General features: G+C 52.1%; 19 protein-coding genes. 3 read left to right on the plus strand and 16 right to left on the minus strand.

Annotated elements, in window-relative coordinates:
* Window positions 1–45: 45 nt before the first annotated feature.
* The 11 genes from AC3WT9_RS26655 to AC3WT9_RS26705 all read right to left on the minus strand — a co-directional run bounded on the left by AC3WT9_RS26655 (window position 46) and on the right by AC3WT9_RS26705 (window position 12510).
* A complete protein-coding gene (locus tag AC3WT9_RS26655) occupies window positions 46–1002 on the minus strand; it encodes a helix-turn-helix transcriptional regulator (protein WP_342481926.1) in 957 nt (318 codons plus the stop codon).
* Between the two features lie 111 nt (window positions 1003–1113).
* Window positions 1114–3060, minus strand: coding sequence for an FtsX-like permease family protein (locus AC3WT9_RS26660; protein WP_341090209.1), 1947 nt, complete (start codon window positions 3058–3060; stop codon window positions 1114–1116).
* On the minus strand, window positions 3035–3805 hold the full coding sequence (locus AC3WT9_RS26665; protein ID WP_341097569.1) for an ABC transporter ATP-binding protein: 771 nt from the start codon (window positions 3803–3805) through the stop codon (window positions 3035–3037). The genes AC3WT9_RS26660 and AC3WT9_RS26665 overlap by 26 nt, the downstream gene beginning before the upstream one ends.
* A 154-nt stretch (window positions 3806–3959) precedes the next feature.
* Window positions 3960–5057 (minus strand): GerAB/ArcD/ProY family transporter, encoded by a 1098-nt coding sequence (locus AC3WT9_RS26670; protein ID WP_341090211.1) that lies wholly within the window; start codon window positions 5055–5057, stop codon window positions 3960–3962.
* 10 nt (window positions 5058–5067) lie between these two features.
* On the minus strand, window positions 5068–5301 hold the full coding sequence (locus tag AC3WT9_RS26675; RefSeq protein WP_341090212.1) for a hypothetical protein: 234 nt from the start codon (window positions 5299–5301) through the stop codon (window positions 5068–5070).
* A 13-nt stretch (window positions 5302–5314) separates the two neighbouring features.
* Window positions 5315–6601, minus strand: a complete 1287-nt coding sequence (locus AC3WT9_RS26680) for a Ger(x)C family spore germination protein (RefSeq protein ID WP_341090214.1) — start codon at window positions 6599–6601, stop codon at window positions 5315–5317.
* Window positions 6598–7701: a GerAB/ArcD/ProY family transporter gene (locus tag AC3WT9_RS26685; protein WP_341090216.1), complete on the minus strand. Its 1104-nt coding sequence runs from the start codon at window positions 7699–7701 to the stop codon at window positions 6598–6600. The genes AC3WT9_RS26680 and AC3WT9_RS26685 overlap by 4 nt, the downstream gene beginning before the upstream one ends.
* Window positions 7698–9317: a spore germination protein gene (locus AC3WT9_RS26690; protein WP_341090218.1), complete on the minus strand. Its 1620-nt coding sequence runs from the start codon at window positions 9315–9317 to the stop codon at window positions 7698–7700. The genes AC3WT9_RS26685 and AC3WT9_RS26690 overlap by 4 nt, the downstream gene beginning before the upstream one ends.
* Before the next feature lie 207 nt (window positions 9318–9524).
* The gene (locus tag AC3WT9_RS26695) at window positions 9525–10526 is read right to left on the minus strand and encodes a sensor histidine kinase (protein WP_341090220.1); all 1002 of its coding nucleotides are present in this window, start codon (window positions 10524–10526) and stop codon (window positions 9525–9527) included.
* Complete coding sequence (locus tag AC3WT9_RS26700; protein ID WP_038586809.1) at window positions 10523–11221, minus strand: response regulator transcription factor; 699 nt, start codon at window positions 11219–11221, stop codon at window positions 10523–10525. The genes AC3WT9_RS26695 and AC3WT9_RS26700 overlap by 4 nt, the downstream gene beginning before the upstream one ends.
* A 140-nt stretch (window positions 11222–11361) precedes the next feature.
* Window positions 11362–12510 (minus strand): phosphodiester glycosidase family protein, encoded by a 1149-nt coding sequence (locus tag AC3WT9_RS26705; RefSeq protein ID WP_341377492.1) that lies wholly within the window; start codon window positions 12508–12510, stop codon window positions 11362–11364.
* 362 nt (window positions 12511–12872) lie between these two features.
* On the opposite strand from AC3WT9_RS26705, the gene AC3WT9_RS26710 reads away from it, so the two are divergent.
* A complete protein-coding gene (locus AC3WT9_RS26710; protein WP_341090226.1) occupies window positions 12873–13451 on the plus strand; it encodes a histidine phosphatase family protein in 579 nt (192 codons plus the stop codon).
* A 116-nt stretch (window positions 13452–13567) separates the two neighbouring features.
* Entirely contained in the window at window positions 13568–14422 is an 855-nt protein-coding gene (locus tag AC3WT9_RS26715) for a diguanylate cyclase domain-containing protein (RefSeq protein WP_341377493.1), read from the plus strand.
* Here the strand turns inward: AC3WT9_RS26715 and AC3WT9_RS26720 are convergent.
* Together AC3WT9_RS26720 and AC3WT9_RS26725 are read right to left on the minus strand one after the other, a co-directional pair.
* Window positions 14419–15651 (minus strand): SLC45 family MFS transporter, encoded by a 1233-nt coding sequence (locus tag AC3WT9_RS26720; RefSeq protein WP_341090230.1) that lies wholly within the window; start codon window positions 15649–15651, stop codon window positions 14419–14421. The two genes, AC3WT9_RS26715 and AC3WT9_RS26720, sit on opposite strands and share 4 nt — an antisense overlap.
* A gap of 4 nt (window positions 15652–15655) precedes the next feature.
* Complete coding sequence (locus AC3WT9_RS26725; protein WP_341090232.1) at window positions 15656–16393, minus strand: glycerophosphodiester phosphodiesterase; 738 nt, start codon at window positions 16391–16393, stop codon at window positions 15656–15658.
* A gap of 198 nt (window positions 16394–16591) precedes the next feature.
* Between AC3WT9_RS26725 and AC3WT9_RS26730 the strand changes: the two genes are divergently transcribed.
* Window positions 16592–17116: an NAD(+) diphosphatase gene (locus tag AC3WT9_RS26730; RefSeq protein ID WP_341377494.1), complete on the plus strand. Its 525-nt coding sequence runs from the start codon at window positions 16592–16594 to the stop codon at window positions 17114–17116.
* Between the two features lie 148 nt (window positions 17117–17264).
* Here the strand turns inward: AC3WT9_RS26730 and AC3WT9_RS26735 are convergent, their stop codons facing one another.
* The 3 genes from AC3WT9_RS26735 to AC3WT9_RS26745 form a co-directional block, all read right to left on the minus strand.
* On the minus strand, window positions 17265–18908 hold the full coding sequence (locus AC3WT9_RS26735; protein ID WP_341090238.1) for an extracellular solute-binding protein: 1644 nt from the start codon (window positions 18906–18908) through the stop codon (window positions 17265–17267).
* Between the two features lie 76 nt (window positions 18909–18984).
* Complete coding sequence (locus tag AC3WT9_RS26740) at window positions 18985–19878, minus strand: carbohydrate ABC transporter permease (protein WP_341090240.1); 894 nt, start codon at window positions 19876–19878, stop codon at window positions 18985–18987.
* Window positions 19879–19922: 44 nt separating this feature from the next.
* Entirely contained in the window at window positions 19923–20786 is an 864-nt protein-coding gene (locus AC3WT9_RS26745) for an ABC transporter permease (protein ID WP_341380327.1), read from the minus strand.
* Between the last annotated feature and the right edge of the window lie 62 nt (window positions 20787–20848).

Genomic DNA, 20848 nt, shown 5'->3' on the forward strand with positions numbered 1-20848 from the left:
CAAAAGAATCACTGACAGCTGCGGTCAGTGATCCGGATAAAGATATTATTCTTTATAATAATCTGCAAGGTCCGCAGTGATAGCTGCCAGCTTCTGCCTTAAAGCTGCGGGTTCGATGATCTTAAGCGCTTTGCCGTAAGGCAGCAGGAAATAGGGGGCGTAGCTGTATAGCGAGGCTTCATCCAGCAGGAAGCTGGCTTGTTCCGGGGTTCGTTCCGCAAGCGTATGGCCGAACAGCCAATGGCTGCACAGATCATTCAGGACGGCTTCCGCAGACTGGATGATGACAGCCACCAGTGCGGAAGCTTTATCCTGGCCGGGAAGCAGGCCGCGCAGCAGAAACTCGCGTGCGGAGAATCCGGCAGGTCGCACAAAGTCATCTCCGGTCCGCCGCAGTCCTCCAATCCGGTCTACCCGGAAGCTGCGGATTTCCTGGCGGTGATGGCAATAGCCGGCCATATACCACTGGCCTTTCCACAGCACCAGCCCGTAAGGATCTATAGACCGGGCAGAAACATCCGCTCCGTTTCCCTTGCGGTAGTCCATCTGCAGGGTGAGGCTGCCTGCGATGCAGGCTTCCAACTCCTCCAGCAGCGGCTGCAGCACAGCGCCAGGTGCATGGAGCATCTCCATGCCGGCTTCGTGGCGCTCCATTTGTGACAGCTGCGCCGCATTGCTGTAGCGTTTGAGCTTGGCAATCGCTCCGTCCAGGGCTGCGACATAAGGGTATCCGCTGCCCCGGGCAAAAGCGGAGGCCTGTACGAGCGCCCTCTGTTCCCTGGTGTCGAAGAACAGGGGCGCTGCACTGAAATGCTCAGGCAGGCTGTACCCGCCTCCCGGCCCGGCGCCGGCAATTACGGGAACACCGCTGGCACAGAGCGCGTCAATATAACGGTAGACGGAGCGGATGCTGAGCTCCAGCTCCTCCGCGAGCTCGGCAGCGGTTCTTCTCCTCTGTTGCAGCATCCACAGGATGGACAGCATATGATCGGCTTTGGACATCAGGCAGAACCTCCGGTACGCCTGTAATTCTGCTCTCTGGTTGCAATCAAGCAGCGGCGCTTTATTCTCACTCACTAGGACTCAGCATTCATTGTAGCCTACGCCTCCGGGTTACACCATCATCTTCTTCAGACTATGAATATAGCGGGATCTGACAATGATGAAATACACGGTTTGCACTAACAGGAAAGCTGCCGATGTGATCAGCACAGGAACGGTAACATTCGTGATATCCATCACTTTCAGTACGGGACGGACAACTACAAGAGTCTGCACGGCTGCAATAAGAATAGGGATATAGAACAGCAGTGCAATCTGTCTGGTGGCGGAAGCCGACATTTCTCTGGTGCTGAGTCCAATCTTGGAGAGTGCATGGTACATCCGCATATCTGCGTTCAGCTCTGTATGCAGCTTGAAATAGAGGAAGCTGGCTGAAGAGAGTGAGAAGATCAGGGCGATAAAGATGCCGATAAAACTGAGCATTGAGGTTCCCTGCTTGGTATTCATATAGCTATCAGCCCGTGCACTTATTAACGTATGCCAGTTGTCAGTCGCATGATTCCTGTCCCTGCTCCACTGCACCAGCTCACTGGAGATGACAGTCTCCGGCTCCCCGGTCTTAGGAAGCAGTGCATCCCACGCCGGGATTTTATAAAAGTAATTTATTTCGCGATCATTGGCTCTAGCCTTACCGGCAGCTTCTGCATACACACTGTCGCTGACAATCATCACCGACGGGTTGTATTGGCCAAAAGGCATAACCGGTGGATTGATAAGATGATTCAGGACGAGTTCCACATTTACTTGATCTGCCAGCAGAATCTTCTCTCCTGCGTTATATTCGATAATGGCGTTCTGGGGGTTAAGCAGCAGCACAGCTTCTCCGTCAGACAAAGGAGGGATTCCGGTGACATCCATTTGTCCTGCCAGTTGATTAAATACGGACACCGTCAGCAATTGAACGTTGTCAAACTGGTCCACATCATTAAGGCCTCGGATAGAAACGCGGATGAATTCCACTTTGTTCTCTGTGTACTGCAATCCGGCGTTTTCCAGGGCATCATGAATGGTGGTCAGTCCGGGTTCGGGACCGTGTCCATTGTCAACGGAATAGTCGATAGCGAATGGACTGTTCACATACGTCGTATTATTCGAAGAGCTGATGGATAGAAGAAGACTTGCGGCCATGCAGGCCAATGAAGTGACAACCGTTACCAGAAACAGCATCCGCGCATTGTCTTTAACCTTGTAGCTCATTTCGTTGATCCAGAGCAGATTGGTTCCGCGCCATAGCCGTTTGCGGCTCAGCTTCAGCAGGCGGATGCCCAGCACCGACAACTGGGAGTAGAAGAAATAAGTGCCGGCGATGCCTGTGACGGCAGCGATCAGCAGTGTGTTCGGAGACAGCTCCAACCCGATGGAAATGGCTCCTGTTGTCAGCAGTGCAAGTCCGAGAAGCGAAAGCAGCCAGGATACTTTGGGCTCCTTCTTCGGCTTCACGCTTCCCTTAAGCAGCTCTAGCACCTGGTTCCTGCGGATGAACAGCAGGGTGAAGATTGAATTTATCAGGAATAACGCCAGAAAGGAAACGGAAGTGATCACGAGTGCTTTTACCGGCCAATAAAATGGCATATCTGCAATACCAATAATATTAGTGCTGAGCAGCAGGAACAGCTTGGACAGCAGCATCCCTGCGGCCATGCCGCTCAGGATCGACAGCAGGCCTATAATCATATTTTCCAGCAGAATCAGTCTGTTGATCTGCCCGGGACGCGCGCCCAGGATCATCAGGATGCCGAATTCCAGATTCCGCAGCTTGAGGAAAGCACTGATCGAGTACAGGACAAAGAAAAAGGCGAAAATGAAGACAATATAGGAAGCAATTTTCATCCCGGTAGCCGAATTACGTCCAAGCTCAATAGAGGTTACTTCAGGATGATAGATGAACACCGAATAGGAAAAGAAGATCATGACCATAAAGGCGCTGCTGAGGAAAAAGGCCATATATGCCCGCGCGTTGCGCCGCACATTGTTAAACGCGAATTGAGGAAAGCTCATGACTATTCCCTCCCCAGAATGAAAGTGTATCAATGATCTTCTGGAAGAAGGCCTGGCGGTTGTCGCCGCGGTGGATTTCCGCAGCCAGCTTGCCGTCCTTAATGAAGACGATGCGGTTGCAATAGCTTGCTGCCATCGGATCATGCGTAACCAGCATCAGCGTCGTGCCTTCCTTGCGGTTGATGTCCTCCAGCGACTCCATTACGATCCGGGAGGAATTCGAATCGAGCGCTCCCGTCGGCTCATCGGCGAGCAGAATGGCAGGCGAAGTTATAATTGCCCGGGCAATCGCCGTCCGCTGGCGTTGTCCGCCGGAAATTTCATAGGTCCGCTTATTCAGGATGTCCGTGATATTCAGCCGCCCGGCCACCCGCTGCAGCAGCGCGTCCATCTCGGAAAGCTTGCGGTTATCCAGAGTCAGGGGAAGAACGATATTCTCCCCTACGGTCAATGTCTCCAGCAGGTTGAAATCCTGGAACACAAAGCCAAGCTTTCTGCGGCGGAACAGGGCCAGCTCTTTTTTGTTCATCTGATAGGGATTGCTGCCGCCGATCTTCACTTCACCCGAGGAGGGTTGGTCAATGGTTGAGACCATGTTGAGCAGGGTGGTTTTGCCGCTGCCCGAAGGGCCCATAATTCCCACAAATTCACCTTGCTCAATGCTGAGATGAATATCGGTAAGAGCCTGCGTAAGCACCTTTCCCGGGTATACTTTGTTCATTGCCGTGACTTCGAGTACATTCATGGAATTCATTCCTTTCTAACCGAAACATGAGTGTCACCCATTGTCGCCTATAGGTGCTTATCTTCTGATTCCGAGTGTACAGGATGAGCTTCCGGCATGCTATGGTTTTACCTTAACGTTTCCTTACAGCGCGGTTAAGGTTATGTTCGCCAGGTCAGGAGGATGTTCGTTTGAACCATCCCCGCAGCAGAATGGATATTGAGAGCAGCAGCGGGAAACCGATTTGGAACAGCGGGTCAATCTTGAGGCTTGGCCCCAGGCCGAAGGCAAGATGCTGGGTATAGTCCCTCGCCAGAAAGGAAGTGCCATAGATTGCCGCTCCTACGGGAAAAACCCACCATTTGGCCGGTTTGCCGCTCAGTTCACTAATGCCTTTAACCGCGCAAAAGTAGAAGAGCATCATCTTGATCAGCAGCCCGATAAAGAGTTGGATCGTTACCAGAATGTCGAGCCGTTCCACAAACTTGAGGTTCGATAAGGTGCGGACTGTCTTCAGAAAAGGCAGTTGGCTGATCCCTGCAATCGATGGGCCGAGGACAGCCACATTCAGCGCGTTCATGAAGATGAGAAAGATGCTGATGGCAATATAGGCGGTCACTGTATTTTTTACCGGCACACCGGGTTTATCCCAGAGGGACCACAACATCAGGAACACAATCATTTGGCCGAAGGGAAAGGAGACGATATCCGGCAGCGCAACTTCTACAATCGGCATAAATCCGCCCTCGAAGACAGGAGTCAGCCGGTAGAAGTCGATGGAGCCCATAATACCAAGCAGCAGCACAAGCAGGAAATAAAAGAAGAGAACCAGCGGGAGCAGCACCTCGGGCAGCCGGAAGACAACCTCCGCACCTTTCCAAATCGCATAAAGTGCAATCATTACAAAAATGAGCATCGTGAGCGGCATCGGGGATCTCGGCAGTAAAGTCAATGCCGTCAGCTCGCCGAGATCGCGGACATTGCGCATCGACTGGTAAGCGAAATAGAAGCAGTAGATCAAGCCGATCACGGAGCCGGCAACTCCTCCGAAATGGAATTTAAGCATGCTGATGAGGTCCAGCTTGGGCGAGCGGCGCTGAATCCACAGCAGAAGCAGAAGGAGGATGAAGCCGCCCAGCGAGCCAGTGCACATGGCCAGCCAGGAATCCTGCTTGGCCTTGCCGCCCAGCAGAAAGAGCGGCGTGCTGCCAATCTCGAACAGCATAATCATAAACGCAATTTGCAGGCCAGACACCTGTTCCTTTTTTTGCATGAGTCCGAAATCAGCCTCCTAACCACTTGATAATGAATCTGCCGGCGGGTTGAAAGTAAGTAATATATAAGGTAGCCATATTGAAATGCGGCGTTTCTGTAATCCCGCAAATGTTCTCATAAGCACACCAGACCAGAATGCAGCCAAACCACAGCCGGTGCAGCTTCCTTCCTTCTCCGCGCAGCCGGGTGCAGCCCCAGACGAAAGATAAGGCATAAAGCAGAAGAGTGATCGCTATTTTCATAGAGCAGGCCCCTTTACTTCTGCTGGACGGATTTAAAGGATTTGTTGCTGAGTCCGCTCCGTTCAATTTGGATCGAAACATGCGGTTTGATCTCAATATTCTGGAACATGCGCTCCCAGCTTTTGTCCTTCTCAATCTGCTTCCAGCGCTTGCGGTCACTGCGGTGAATCCTCACGGCAAAGCCCGTGACGTCCGCTCCCAGCCGCTTGACCTCACTCCATGAGTTGCCCACGAGTTCCAGGATACGCTGTTCAATGGCTCGCTCCATCTCCGTAATGGAAGCCCGGTCATTCAAATCCATGACGCTTCCAAGCTCCGTCAATACGCCGCTTCCTTTGATATTCACATCCATGATGTAGTGATCTTTATCCCAGATGGGATGAACGGAAGTGGTCGAATTCTGGAGGATGAACGAGGCGTCCGGTTTGTCGCTGATTTCGGGCCGGGAGGCGAAGGCGATGGTGGCAGTATCAATTTTGTTCGTCAGAAACGACAAGCCGAAGGCTTGCTTCTGCGTTAGCCATCCTACCAGTTTTTCGCCTTTTAAGACACCGAGCCTTCCCAGCTCGAGCCGTGAAGGCAGGTCGGTCCGACCGGTCTCGCTGGTTTCATCCATGATCTGGTCACCAGTGAGGCGGATTTCCGGCAGCACGGCACTTCCGGATTCGGAGGACAGGGCCATGGCCAGTTCAAACAGCCGGATGCTGGGATAAAAGGAGAGCAGCTTCGATTCCTGCTCAATCATGAGCTGGATACCGGCTCCCTGATTTTTGGTCAGCTGCATCAGCTGGTCCAGAATATCTCCGGCATCGTCTTTGGATAGAAATACATATACAGTTTCCCGGGCGTCCTGCTTGCGCAGGAACATGTCGATTAGTTGACTGATGCCGTGTTTGGCCAGAGATTCTCCAATTACGGTTATGCGAGAATGGGAAAAAAACATTTCGCGCGTACTGGTCAGATTGGTTTTTTCGATCGCTTCCATAATCGTTCGGCCTTTTACTGTGAAGGTGACGAACGGCGGTGAGCTGGTGCTCCCGCCCCCGCTGCCTCCCATGCTGCTGGTGCCGGAAGAAGGGTTGATGACCTGGTAGGTGGCCTTCCACTCGTTATCCTTCCAGTCATATGCCGAACCGGAGGTAATGCCCAGCTCACTCAGCTCCCGGTCATCCCAGCATCCGGTCAGCAATGTCGACAGGAGGGGGAGGCAGAGTCCCAGGCAGAGCGTTTTTTTCACGGCATAAACCAGAGGTCTCGCGGGATTTGCAGAATAGGGTTCGGTGTTTTGCTGCTGCATCATGTTTCCCACCCCTTTCGTTTGGATCTCGGTTTCCGGAGCCGGTGCAGCAGGATCGCAGCTAGCGGAACAAGTACATTGAACAGGAAGAAGACCGGGAAACGCCCTTCCTTGTTGTAGAGATTCAATTGGTCTGCACTCTGCCAGGTAAAGAGACATTCTAAAGCGATTATCAGACCCAGAGCCCCGATAAAAGGCCGGCTGCTGTTTACACGAAAGGTCTGTTTGAAGCATTCGACAGTCGCAAACAGAAAGATCGAGAATTTCAGATAGATGGACAGCACCCAATAGGAGATGAATAGAATGTCCAGCTTTTCGATAAATCTGCCGATATGAACGACTCCGGCGGTGGAAAAACCCGGATATGTGCTGAGCTTGATGAATTCGGACCCGAACACCATCAGTGTCGTTACGAGCGAAAACATCATCAGCACAGCAACGAAGAGAAGGCCTGCCCAGCCGGCGATGCGCGCTTTTTGCGGATTCTGCAAATAAGGAGCCAGAAACAGCAGCACCGCGACTTCGGACATCCAGGTAGCCGGTGTTATGCCGGCCAGTGTCAAGGAGGCCAGAGAGTGATCAAAGACCGGCAGCAGCTGATGGACATCCATGTCCCGGTACAGCCCAAACAGATAGAGCGGCACGAAGAAAAAGTACAGCAGCAGCACGAGGCTGTTCACTCTGGCGATGGACTCAAGGCCCTGCCTGACCATATAAATCGTAATTAACAGAATCAGGATGGTCATTACGGTGACCGGGGTGTCGATCAGTACATTGTCTTTGATGAAATTGACGAATTCGCGCAAAATGGTAGCCGATGTGTCCAGATAGAACTGCAGCATCAATAGGCCCAGAATCGTAGCAGCAACAGGAGAACTCTTCTCGCCAATCCAGGTCAGAAACGGTGCGCCCTTGCTGTAGCGGATGACTGTCCCGACAATCGTGGCGAACACGAGCCCGGCCAGAGTCGATAACAAAATAGCCAGCGGCGCGTCCTGTTCCGCGTAGTTGCCAATGATGACGGGAAGCACGACGGTGGCTGTCGGCAAGATAGTGTTGACGATGAGCATGGCTGTCTGGGTGGTGCCGATTTTACCGTTCAACTGGGATCCTCCCCCTGCGGCTGCCTGGTTTGCTGATTGTTCTGCGCCTCTTCTTGGGGCTGCGGCTTTTGATCCGGGCCTTGTCTGCGCGTTTCCTTGCCCAGATTGGTCTTTGGCCGCATGGTCATGCTCCAGAGCGGAACGCGGATAAAGATATCCTTCAAATATCGGGGAGTCATTGGAGCTACCGGGGACAGGTAGGGTACACCAAAGGAACGCAGTCCGGCCAAATGAATCAGCAGCACCATCAAAAAGGACATGATGCCGAACAGGCCAAGGGTAGCGGCGATCAGCATCATGACAAACCGGATCAGGCGGATCGAATTGGCGATAGCCAGGGACGGGATGACAAAGTTAGAGATGGCGGTGAACGACACCACGATAACCATGGCTGCGGAGACGAGTCCGGCTTGAACGGCGGCCTGTCCCAGCACGAGTGCCCCAACGATGGAAATCGCCGGCCCGATGGTGCGCGGCATACGGACCCCGGCCTCACGCAGCACATCGAAAGTGACTTCCATCAGCAGCGCTTCCGCCAGTGCCGGAAACGGTACGCCTTCACGCTGGGCGGCCAGACTGATCAGCAGGGTTGTCGGCAGCATTTCCTGGTGAAAGGTAGTCACGGCGATATACAAGGCCGGCAGCAGCATGGATACAAAAAAAGCAGCATACCGGATCAGCCGCAGGAAAGAAGAAATATCATAACGCTGATAATAATCTTCGCTCGACTGAAAAAAATTGAAGAAAGTGGAGGGAGCAAGCAGTGCAAAGGGAGTCCCGTCAATAATAATTCCGACCTGGCCCTCCAGAATGCCTCCGGCAAGCGCATCCGGACGTTCCGTGTTCTGGATGGTCGGAAAGGGAGTCAGTCCGCCATCCTGAATAAATTCCTCGATGTAATTGCTCTCCAGAATGCTGTCGGTTTCAATGGCGTTTAAGCGCCGGCGGATTTCCGCCACCACCTGTTCACTGGCGATACCCTCCAGATAGATGAGTGCCACACCGGTCTGAGTGCGCTGACCGATCTTATACTCTTCTATTCTAAGATCGGAGGTTTTGAGTCTGCGCCGCAGCATAGAGGTGCCTGTCCGCAGGCTCTCTGTGAAGCCTTCCTTGGGTCCGCGGATGACACCTTGGGAGGTTGGTTCGTTGATGCTTCTTTTCTCCCAGCCGGAGGTATCGGCAGCCAGTGCCACCTGAAGTCCTTCAAACAGAATGAGGGTATAGCCTTCGAAGAGCATGGGGAGCAGACTTTCCAGCGTTTTGCCTTCCTTGACGCCCCCGACCGGCAGCATCTGATCTTTAATCAGGCTGAAGGCGTCCTTGGCGGTAATACCGCCGCTCTTGGGAGCAACCATCTCCATCAGCGGCTGCAGTACCGTCTGGTTGACGGCATCTGCGTTAACGAGTCCGTCGATATATATAAAAGCAAGAGAGAGGGAGCTTAAAGATTCATTAGTGAATCTGCGGAAAACAACATCGGAGCTTTGACCGATCCGCTTAGTAATTTCCTGCAAGGTAATATCTAATGAGGGGTGAAGAGGCAGCGTTGCAGGAACGGAAGCCTTGGCGGGATCTGTTCCTTTCTTGCGGCGTTGCTGCAGATGGGTTGGCATCGATACTCCTCCTCGTTGCTGGATTCTGGATGATTTTCTGTATTATCCCCTGGGAGCGGATTCCTTATTCTGACTGCATTATGAGATTAGCAGACATGAAGAAGAGAGCACTCTACCGGCCATTTGGTCATGGCGGGCGGAATGCTCCCGGTTGTGAAGCTTGTGGCAGCTCCAGCCAGTCTTAGGAAGCTGAGCGGATGCTGTAGTTCAGCCGCGAGGAGGATCAACTGCTCCTCCGAAAGTAATGCGAACTGTGGTCCCCTCGCCGGGCCGGGATTGCAGCTCTACCGTATGCCCGAGCCTTGCGCAGATCTCACGGACCAGATAGAGGCCCATCCCGGTGGATTCATGATACTGGCGGCCGCGTTCTCCGGTGAAATAAGGATTGAACACCCGTTTCAGGTCTTCGGGAGAGATGCCAATGCCCTGATCCTTAATCAGTAAGATGCTCCCGTTTCCTGTCTGCTCCGCGGAAATGGTTACTGTCTTGCCTGTCCCGGCAGTATAATTTACGGCGTTGACGAGAATCTGGGCCAGCATGAATCTCAGCCATTTGGCGTCGCTGTATACAGATAGTCCATCGTCAATGGTAATGTCTACCCGGACTCCACGCCGGATGAACAGCCTGCGGTTATCGGCGACGGTCTCGCTTACGGCTTTGCGAAGCAATAGAGGCTGAACATGGAAATCATCCTCAAAGCGCTCCAGCCTGGAGGTGTAAATAACCATCTCCAGTCCCTTGCGGAGCCGCTCTACCTCCTCTTGGATGCTGCTGGCAGCATCCTCCTCCAAATCCTGAAGGGTAAGCTGGATGACGGAAAGCGGCGTCTTCATCTGGTGGACCCAGCGGTTGATGAAATCGATATGCTGATCCATCCGCCGGGTATGGGAATGCAGCTGGTCCAGATAATAGCGGTGGTTGTGCTGCATCATTTCCGTCACCGCTTCGGGCAGCGGCGCATCGTCAAGGGGAATAAGCTGTTCCCCCGGGGCTCCGCCGGGTCCGCTCAGGCGGGTGTATAGCTTATAGTGCTGAACATACCGGAAGCCCAGATATAGAATGAGAACTGCAAAGCTGAGGGCCATCCCGTATAAAACAATCGAGAAGGGTCTGTATTCGCCTGTAACCCAGTAGAGCACGGGGATGAGGATCATCTGGAGCAGATAGAAGAGCAGCAGCGGCCGGTGATCCTTAAGAAACAGCCTCATGGTGTTTCTCCGGAGAGGCTGAGCCGGTAGCCGGCACCTCTTATGGTTTCTACGATGTCGTCAAGATCAAGATCCTTGAGCTTCTTACGTACGCGGGTGATATAGACATTAAGTGTATTATCATCGATGAAATGCTGGTCCTCCCACATCAGGTCCAGCAGCCGTTCACGGGAGACGACGCGCCCTTCCTTCAGCAGGAGCGCTTCAAGCAGGACGGCTTCCTTCTGTGTAAGCTCAGCGGACAGGCCGTTGTGCTGGATCACATAACGCTCCGGATACAGCGTCAGTCCTCCGGCTTGAAGCTTACGTTCTTCCTGGCTGTGGGCGTAAGAGCCGTAAGCTCTACGCAGATGGCTGCGGATTTTGGCCAGCACGACCTCGTATTGGAATGGCTTGATAATGTAATCGTCGCCGCCGTTCTCCAGCGCCATGACCTGATCCATGCCGCTGTCGCGGGCAGATATGAAAAGGATGGGGCAGAGTGAGGATTTGCGAAGCTGGCGGCACCAATAGAACCCGTCATATCTCGGCAGATTGACGTCCAGCAGCACCAGGCTTGGGGCGCTGTCCTCAAAGGTTTCCAGCACTCTATTGAAATCATCTACGATGACGGTATGGAAATCATATTTTGACAAATAACTGCTAAGCAGGTCTGCCAGCTTGGCGTCGTCCTCGACAATCAGAATCGTTTCCATGAATTCACTCCTTTGTCCAGTATTACAGTAACATGCTAAGGGAAATTTATGCAAAACAGGATTCAGACGCAAACAACCTCCCGGGCTGCCGGAAAAAGATCCGGCTGCGGGAGGCTGCTTGTATGTTGCGGAAGGATGGATTAACGGGTTTTGATGACCAGCGCATTGCTGATCAGACGTCCCGGTGTTGTCAAATATTTTCCGTTGTAATACAATCCGCTGGAGGCGCCGCCATCCAGATTCATGGCCTGATAGGCACCGGCCTGCTTCATAATCTGCGCCAGCTGCGAAATGGTAGCCCCGCTGGTGGTCAGAAGAATCAGCTTGTGGTCGCGCGTCAAGCCCAGCGCGCTGCGGGCTCCGCCGCCGGTGCGGATTTTGGGATCCCGGAAGCCTTCGGCGGTCACATCCACCGCTACCTTCCCGTTAACCAGCAGCCGGGGGCCGGCCTGAAGCGCACCTTCGATGGTCCCGCTCTGGAAGCGCGATGCGAATTCAGTGCCAGGAATCAGCTCTGCTAATAGATTGCGGTCATAAGCGAATACGGCCCGCCGTTCTCCAGCGCCGTTCTTGAGCATCTTTCCGCGGCTGATGATATAACCGTAAGGGACTTTGTATGCCCCTTTAGTGTAGGCATCAAAGTAGGTCCCGTTGATCGCAACGAGAGCACCGCTACGTTTGGCAATGCTGCCAAGTGACTCCGTCTTGCCGACCGTGTTGCCGGCAAGCACTACATCCAGCTTGACCGAGGGATGGAGCAGGGAAGCGGTGACTGTCTGCACTGTAAAGGAGCGGCTGCCGACCTTAAAGGTGCGTTTGCCGCTGACTACCGCCGGGGATTCCGCTTTAAGGAGTGCTCCGCTGTGCACGGGCAAGGTGGCGGAAGTTTCGTCCGCTGTCAGCGTGAGCGACGAAGCCTGCGGATTCCACTTCAGCTGAAGGCCCAGTGTTTGGCTGACCAGGGACAGCGGAACATACGTCGTGCCGCTGCCGCTGAAGACCGGCTCACTCAAGGTTACGGCCTTGCCGTTCACGGAGGCCTTCGCCGAGCCCGGAATCAGGCGGAGGGAAGCTTCGTCCTTTGTAATTTCTATCGTTCCGCCAGGAGTGAGGATCGACCGGATGCCGGCAAAATCATTCAGGAAACGCAGTGGAATGTAAGCATGATTCTCCTTGTCCACATAAACTGCGAGCTTGGACGCAGGCGCCGCAGAGGCGCTTGATGATGCGGGAGGAAGGACGTAAAGCGGGAGAAGCAGGGTAAGAATGAGGGTGACGATTTTTTTCATGATGAACAGTATCTCCTTTTAAGTGGCGGCAGCATAATCTGCCATGCAGGATGAATTTGGAACATGCTCCAGAATGAAGCACCGGGTCTTATTATCGTATAAGGGCAGTCTAACCGTCAATTACTTAGGCTTCATTGCAGGCAGAATAATGATCAACTGATGATTCTTATATCCGGTGGCGCATGCATCTTCCGGACTGTTCGTTTATAATCTAAATAGATTGAATTTAAGATTTTTCCATTTTGGCGAGGACGTAGCTACAGGGAATATTTGGACTTCCGGCCGCTTTTGCCCTTTTGTGTAGTGATTAAGTTCATTCTATAAGTAAGCTTACTTATTCTTCATAAAGGCGGGTAGCAACAATGACAAGAATCGGCTTGATTCGGCATGGCAGCACAGCTTGGAATAAAGAAGGACGGATACAGGGGTATACGGATAACCCTTTGGACGAGGAGGGACTTCAGCAGGCGGCGGCTATAGCAGAGCGTCTCAGCGGAGAACAGTGGGACTATATCTACTCAAGCGACCTGCTGAGAGCAAGACAGACAGCAGAGGTGATCTCAGCGAAGCTGGGCCTGCAGGTAGCGGGAGTGATTCCGGGAATTAGGGAGATGAACGGCGGACTGCTTGAGGGCACCACGGAGCAAGAGCGGGTGGAACGCTGGGGAACAGGATGGAAGTCGCTGGACCTCGGGCTGGAGAGCAATGAGTCAGGCAAGCAACGGGGGAGCAAGGCGATTGAAGAGATTGCATTGAAGCATCCCGGCCACAACATCCTGATTGTCAGCCACGGCGCGATTCTGCGGAGCAGCCTGACCGGACTGGTTCCCGGACTGGATGTCAGCGTGCTGCTGAAGAATACCTCTGTCACCCGCATCGTTAAAGAGGACAGCGGCTGGGCCTGCGAGCTGTATAACTGTGTGAAGCATATGGAGAGCTAGACCTTATCCAGACGGCCCCTTCCAAAACATTCCATGCAGGATCAGTCCGTGCCTGCCGATAATAAGCTTATAGCCGACTAACCAGATTTATTTTCATGTAAAAGGGAGTGCGCATTATGATGGAAGAAGCCCGTAATTATATATTGGCTCTATTTTCGGTTCTCATCGCAGCGTTGACTGTGTACAGCCTTCTCCGGCTGACCCGGAATTTCACCTATAAAAATCAAAGAGCCCGTGCTGTGCGCACGAGCCTGATAATACTGATCACCAGCGGCGGATTATACGGAATGCACTGGCTGGGCAAGCAGTCACAGTCCGGGTTGAAACAGGCTGAGGGCAGCCTGTTTATCTCCTTGGCACTGTATACACTGACTCTCTTGGCTCTGACGTATCTGTTCTCTAAGCTTCGCCAGATCCTGACCGAAAGAGAGCAATTGAAGGAACTGGCCTACAGGGACACCTTGACAGGCCTCTTGAACAAAAACGGGATGGATCACTTTTGGGACCACTGCAAACCGAACGAGCAGCTTGCGGTGCTGTTCCTTGACCTGGACCGGTTCAAGTCAATCAATGACAAACTTGGCCATCATGTGGGCGATTTGCTGCTCCAGGCCGTCGGCGGCAGTCTGAAACAGTTCACCTCCAAAGGCAAACGGCATATCTTCCGGAACGGCGGGGATGAATTCGTAATTGTCGCCAAGCGCTGCGGCCGTAAGGAAGTGGAGCAGCTGGCTATGCAGATTCTGGAGCAAACGACCCGCATTTATAGTCTGGAGCGGCATGAACTGTTTGTTTCAGTCAGCATTGGCATTACGTTGAGCCATGGCAGGATCGACCCGATGCGGCTGCTGAAGGAAGCCGATTCGGCAATGTACAGCGCCAAGCAGCTCGGAAAGGGCCGATATACCATACACAAGCAGGGAAACGCGCTTCAATCAGTCAATTGGGCAGGCAGCTCCAAAGCCAATTAATTCAATTTGCTGCGTCCTTTCATCAGGAACAGGCAGAGCAGGGCTATTGCCATGCTCACCGCTGCCGCATAGAACAGGATGGAGTAGTCGGTAAGATCAATCATCAGCCCAAGCAGCGGTGGGGAGGTGATGGCGGCCAGCGAGGAGACCAGATAATACATCCCGGTGCGTGTGCCGATGCTTTCCTCTGTGCCTGTCGCTACTACATAAGGATATGAATTGATATTAATGCAGGCCCAGAACATCCCGCCAAGGAGCAGCAGAATCCGCAGCACAAGTAAATTCTCCGCAAATCCCACGAGGGAAAAAACTGCCATCAGTCCGCATACTCCGGTGACAATCATCTTTTTCTTCCCGAACCGCCCGCCCAGCCAGCCGCTGGGAATCGCAAATACTACGAAGGCCAGGGAAAAGAACGTCAGCGAGAAGGAGGCTGCCTGTTCACTGAGACCAAGGTGATGTTTGCCGTACAATGTGAACAGTGTCTCTACACCTTGATAAGCAACGAACCAGAAGAAGATGGCTGCTAAGAGCCAGACTGTGGTCCGGTCGAGCTGTTTTTTTAAGGAGATGCGTGTAGGTTTGACCCGTGGAATGTTACCGCTGCGTTGCGAATCTCCGGATAAACCTGTGGCTTCTTCTGTACCCAGTCCGGCTTCTTTGTTCACCCCATCCCGTTCCTCCTTGATGAACTGTGACACGATGAACAGGCAGAGCAGCGTGATGAGACCGGCAACAATGAACGGCAATGCCGGGCTGGCCTTGTAGAGGAATGAGCCGACGCCAAACGCCAGAATCGACCCAATCCCTCCCATGAAGTTAATCAGTCCGTTCGCCTTGGTGCGCTGCTTATCCGGCGTAATATCCGGCATCAGCGCGACGGTCGGCGAACGGTACAGGCTCATGGCCAGGTTCATCAGCATCATAAAGAGCAGTAGCGTGAACAGCCCGGTGTGGAACGGGATCAGCATCGTCAGTACGGCAGCCAGCGGCATTCCGATCAGCAGATAAGGCATTCTGCGCCCATAACGGCTCACCGTACGGTCACTGCGGTTGCCTATCCATGGCTGCAGAAACAGGGCGAAATAGTTATCAATGGTCATCATGAAGCTGATCAAGGCTACACTGTGTACATATTTCTCCAGGAAAAAAGGTACAAACGCATTATACAAACTCCATGTAATGCTGATGCTGAAAAACCCGAAACCCAGCAGCCAGACTTTCTTCACCCCATCACACTCCCTTGGCAGTAAGCAGTCTGTCCAGCACGTCCGGATAATCGCTAATGATTCCTGACACTCCGGCAGCGATTAATTCTTTCATGCGCTCCGGATCATTCACGGTCCAAGGATGATAGGCGATGCCATGCTCCGCCGCCTCGGAGACAAACTCCGGCAGCACAGCGAAATGATAGGCATGCAGCGCATCCGCCTGCAGAGAGGCCGCGTAATCCCACGGGCGGTACAAGCCTTCTCCATATAAAATCCCGGTGCGAATCTCCGGTGCAAGCGATTTGCAGTGAGCCAGGGAGTAATGGTTGAAGCTCGACAATATGACGCGTTCACTCATGTTGAATTCCCGCACGGCGGCAATAACCTTTTCCTCCATCCCCGGGTACATAAAGACCCCGTTCTTAAGTTCAATATTTAGCACCGTATCGCTATCCTTGAGCAGATCCAGAAGATCTTCGAGGGTGGGAAGCAGCTCTCCCTTGAATTCTTCCCCGAACCAGGATCCCGCGTCCAGGGCAAGCAGTTCTTTAAGCGTGTGGTCTTTCACATTCCCGCTGCCGTTTGTCGTGCGGCCCAGCGTTTCGTCATGAATCAGAATCAGTGCGCCATCCTTAGTCATCTGTACATCGGTTTCAATCCCGGTCGCTCCAAGGGTAAGACCTTTGCGGAATGCTGACATCGTATTCTCCGGACACACAGCGGATGCGCCGCGATGCGCAAAGTTAATTAGCGGATTCATTGTTTGCAGTCCCTCCAAGTTGTTTTTTAATAGAGCCCGATGAATCAGGCTACTCTTCTTATTCCACACCGGATAACAAAAACCTGTCCCAAAATCCCCTCAGAACGTGAATTCCTAAAATTTTACCTAGCGATTACATATCCCTGGATCTGTATAATAGAATAGAATTCAGTGTACTTGGAGAGGAAGAGATGTTTCTTGAAGTATTGTATAGAATGCGGAACTGAGCTGATCTTGAAAGAATGCGGCGGGGAGGGGCTGGTCCCTTTTTGCGAGGCATGCGGAATGTTCCGGTTTCCTGTTTTTAGCACGGCTATCAGTACCGCAGTGTTGAACAAAGAAATGGACAAGATTCTGCTAATCAAGCAGTATAACCGGCCGGATTACATCCTGCTCGCAGGTTACGTCAACAAAGGGGAGAATGCGGAAGCCACCCTTATCCGCGAGGTAAAGGAAGAGGTAGGGCTGGATATCGTGGCTTATGAATATATGCGCAGCCTTTATTTTGAGCCGTCCAATACGCTGATGCTGAACTTTATAAGCATGGCTGATTCGGAAGACTTGAGCCGGATGAGTGCCGAAGTGGATCAAGCGATGTGGTTCACATTTGAAGAAGCAGCCCGGGAGATCAAAAAGAATAGTCTGGCAGAGACCTTTCTGCTGGCGATTATTGAGAAGCTGAATGCAGGCAAGGTAGATCTCCTTAAACTCACTGAAGCTTAAACGCGCGGCCTCGGTCCATTCCTTGGGCCAATTGATTCTGACCACAGCCGTATTCATTGATGTATTTCCACTCTCATCCTGACAAAGCAAAGGGTGTCCCGCCATTTACATGGCAGGGAACACCCTTGTTTTTTTATAGCGGGATGGTTTAATTCCCTTTTATCTTCTTAATATTGTCCTGCCATTTCCCGGTTTCAAACTTCAGGAGCTTATCATAACCGGCTTTTTGGGCATCCTGCTCGGCTTTGTCGAGCAGGGCAATCACTTCCTGTTCATCCTTGGCGAACAAGGCTTTAGCCCGCACCTTATCGGCGATATCGGCTACACGCTGCATGATCATGCCCTCTTCTGAATCTGGAAGGGGCTGGATATTGCCGAATTCCGTGGCATCAAAGGAGGTTTTCCAGGCGATTGTGGTTTGGGAGACCGTAGCCCAGTCGCGCTTATCTTCAGGCAGACTCATTTCATTTTCAGCCTTGGCTCCATCAATAAACGCTGTATTTCCTGCCCATTGAAACGTATCCCAGATGGCCATGAGCTTGGAACGCTCCTCGGCTTCATTTTTATATTTTTCTGTATAGACGGGTGCGCCTTTCTCATTGGTGCCCTGCCAGTACATGCCCTCAGGCCCCCAGAAAATAATACGCTCCCCTTCCTCGCCCGTCAGCCAGTCCAGATAGGCAAATATACCTTCTGGATTCTCAGCCTGGGTTGTGATGACACTGACATTCCAGCCAAGAGAATCAAATTCGTTGACCCATACCTTCTTCGGATCTACGCCGGCTTTATGCAAAGGCCAGATCATCGTGTATCCGCCTTCAGGATCTTTGGCGCGCAGCATGCTGTTCGCTTCCGTGCCGATAACGGTGGTATCGAAATCCCCGTAGATCGCTATGCGGCCATTATTCACCTTTTCCTTGACCTGGTCGCGGGTCTGCGTGATGGCATCCTGGGTAATCAGCTTTTCCCGGAACAATTTATTGGCGAACACCATAGTTTCGCGGTAGACCGGATCACTGAAGAGGGATTTCAGCTCATTCCCCTGGGGGACCACACGCAGAGAGACCTGCCCGACATTCCGGTCTTCCGCCATCCCGGCGTAGAGAAAGTCTATCCCTTGACCCAGCATCCCGACCTCGAATGGAATAATGTCAGGATATTTCTCTTTCACCAGCTTCAGATAGGCATACAGGTCATCAAAGGTTTCCAGCTTCGGCGATCCGAGTTCCTTGTAGATTTTATTATTTACAGCGTAGCCACCGTTGCCCATCGGATTTTTCGTGTACCAATTCGGAAATTGGTACAGTTTGCCGTCTTCGGAGCGGAGCATATTGATTGTTTTTTCTCCCGCCCATTTTTTCAGATTAGGATATTTATCAAGATAGGGGTCCAGCGCAACGAGCTTGCCTGCTTTTCTCAGCTTTTCTACTTCGGCTCCGCGGTCTCCCCAGATGACATCCGGGTACTCGCCGGAAGCGATCATTGTATTGAATTTCTGCAGAGCCGCACCGCCGGACTGGATCGACTGGACCGTTACTTTCTTGTTCTCCTGAATCCATTTAGTCGCCGGATCCTGGCCCCAAGGATTCATCGTATACCAGTCATAATTGCCGAAAAAGGAAAAGGTGAGCGGAGTTTCTCCGAAAACAAAAGGTTTAGATGAATCAGTCCCGGCAGTGTTGTTGCTTGGTTTTGCCCCGTCTTCACCGGTGTTTCCACCGCATGCGGCAAGCATGATACTTATACCCAGCATACATACCGGCAGCAGGAATGATTTTTTTGTAATGGACATCTTCATACCCCCATGGGATTGTTTTTTATCAAGAATAAGCCGTGAGCCATGATTGCTACACCGATCTTATCCAAGTTCATTCTTTAATGGAACCGATCATGACGCCCTTGGTAAAATATTTCTGCAAAAATGGATAAACGAGCAAAATCGGTACCGTTGCTACCAGCATGGTGGACATGGTGAGCGATTTGGTTGTGACGCTTTGGAGCCGGGCCATGTGGCCTTGAGCGGCTGCATTGGTCTGCATCATCTGTTCAGACATAATGTTGGAGCTAAGGATTTGCTGAAGCAGCGTTTGAATCGGGAGCAGATGCCCGGAAGTGATGTAAATGCTGGCCGTAAACCAGTCATTCCAGTGCCATACTGCAGCAAATAGAGAGAGTGTGGCGATCACCGGACCCGAAATCGGGATGACAATTTTGAAAAAGATACCGAAGTGGCCGCAGCCGTCGATTTTCGCCGATTCCTCCAATCCTTCCGGAAGTTCGAGAAAAAACGTGCGGAAAATGATCATGTTCCAGACGCTGATTATATTCGGAACAATCATGACCCAGAAATTATTCATCAGGCCCAGCTCGCGGTTAATCAGAAAGGAGGGAATCAATCCTCCGCTGAAGTACATCGTGATGATACACAGGATCATATACCCTTTCCGTCCCATGAGCTGTTTCTTGGACATGCCATAGGCAAAGATTGATGTACAGGCAATGGATAGGATTGTGCCAATCACTGTTCTCAGTACGGAAATAAGGAAGCCTGTCATTAGCCGCTTATCCTGAAACACTACAATGTAATTCTCCAGAGTGAATTGTCTGGGCCAAAAGGTGATCCCCCCTCGCGTCGTGTCCAAACCCACGTTGAATGAGATGACGATCGAATTCCAGAACGGATACAACATTACAAAAGCCATGAGAATGAGCATGGAGTAAATGAGACTGAGAAACAAATTGTCAGAAAAGCTGTTTTTCATGCCGTGATCACCTGCATTTCAATGTGTAGTTGCGATGCCGAAGACTACCACAGACTGTGTCCCAGTTTACGGGCTATCCGATTGGCAACTGTGAGCAAAAAGACGCTGATTATCGACTTGAATAAACCGACTGCGGCGGCGTAGGAGAAAAGCGAGTTGCGGATACCAACGCGGTAGACGTAAGTATCAATGACATCGGACACGTCCTGAAGTACAGGGTTTTTGGCCAGGAGCAGGATGTCCTCAAAGCCTGCGCTCAAGATATCGCCAACTGCGAGAATCATGAAGATCGTAACTACGCCGGAAATACCGGGCAGAGTAATGTACCAAATTTTCTTCAAGCGGCTTGCTCCGTCGATGGAGGCTGCTTCGTAAATTTCGGGATTGATGCCGGCAATGGCGGCCAGATATACGATGCCGGAGAAACCGATCTCCTTCCAGATTCCTGTTCCGATCAGGATAGCCCAGAAGTAGCCGGGAATGGACAGGAAATTGACAGGTTCGCTGATTAAATGCAGCTTTTGCAGCAGCATGTTCACGCTTCCGTTGTCGGTTGCCAGCATGGAGGTCACAAATCCGGACACGATGACCCAGGACAGGAAGTGGGGCAGGTAGCTGATGGTCTGGATCATCCGTTTGAAGCGTGAGTGAGTCACTTCGTTCAGGATAAGCGCCAGCAGTATAGGTGCCGGAAATCCGATGAGGAGTCTCAGGGCACTAATCACAATCGTATTGCGCATGACAGTCCAGAATTCGGGTGCCTCGAAGAACATCTGGAAATACTTGAAGCCTACCCATGGGCTGTGCAGAAATCCTTGGAAAATATCGTAATCCTGAAAAGCCATCAGCACCCCGTACATCGGCAGATAAGAAAAGATCACGATAAGAATCATTGCCGGGATGACCATCAGTTGAAGATCCAGCTGCCTGGAGAATCTGAACCAGAAGGATTTGCGGCGGGCTTCCGGTC

The sequence above is a fragment of the Paenibacillus sp. EB106-06-01-XG199 genome (assembly GCF_058791575.1).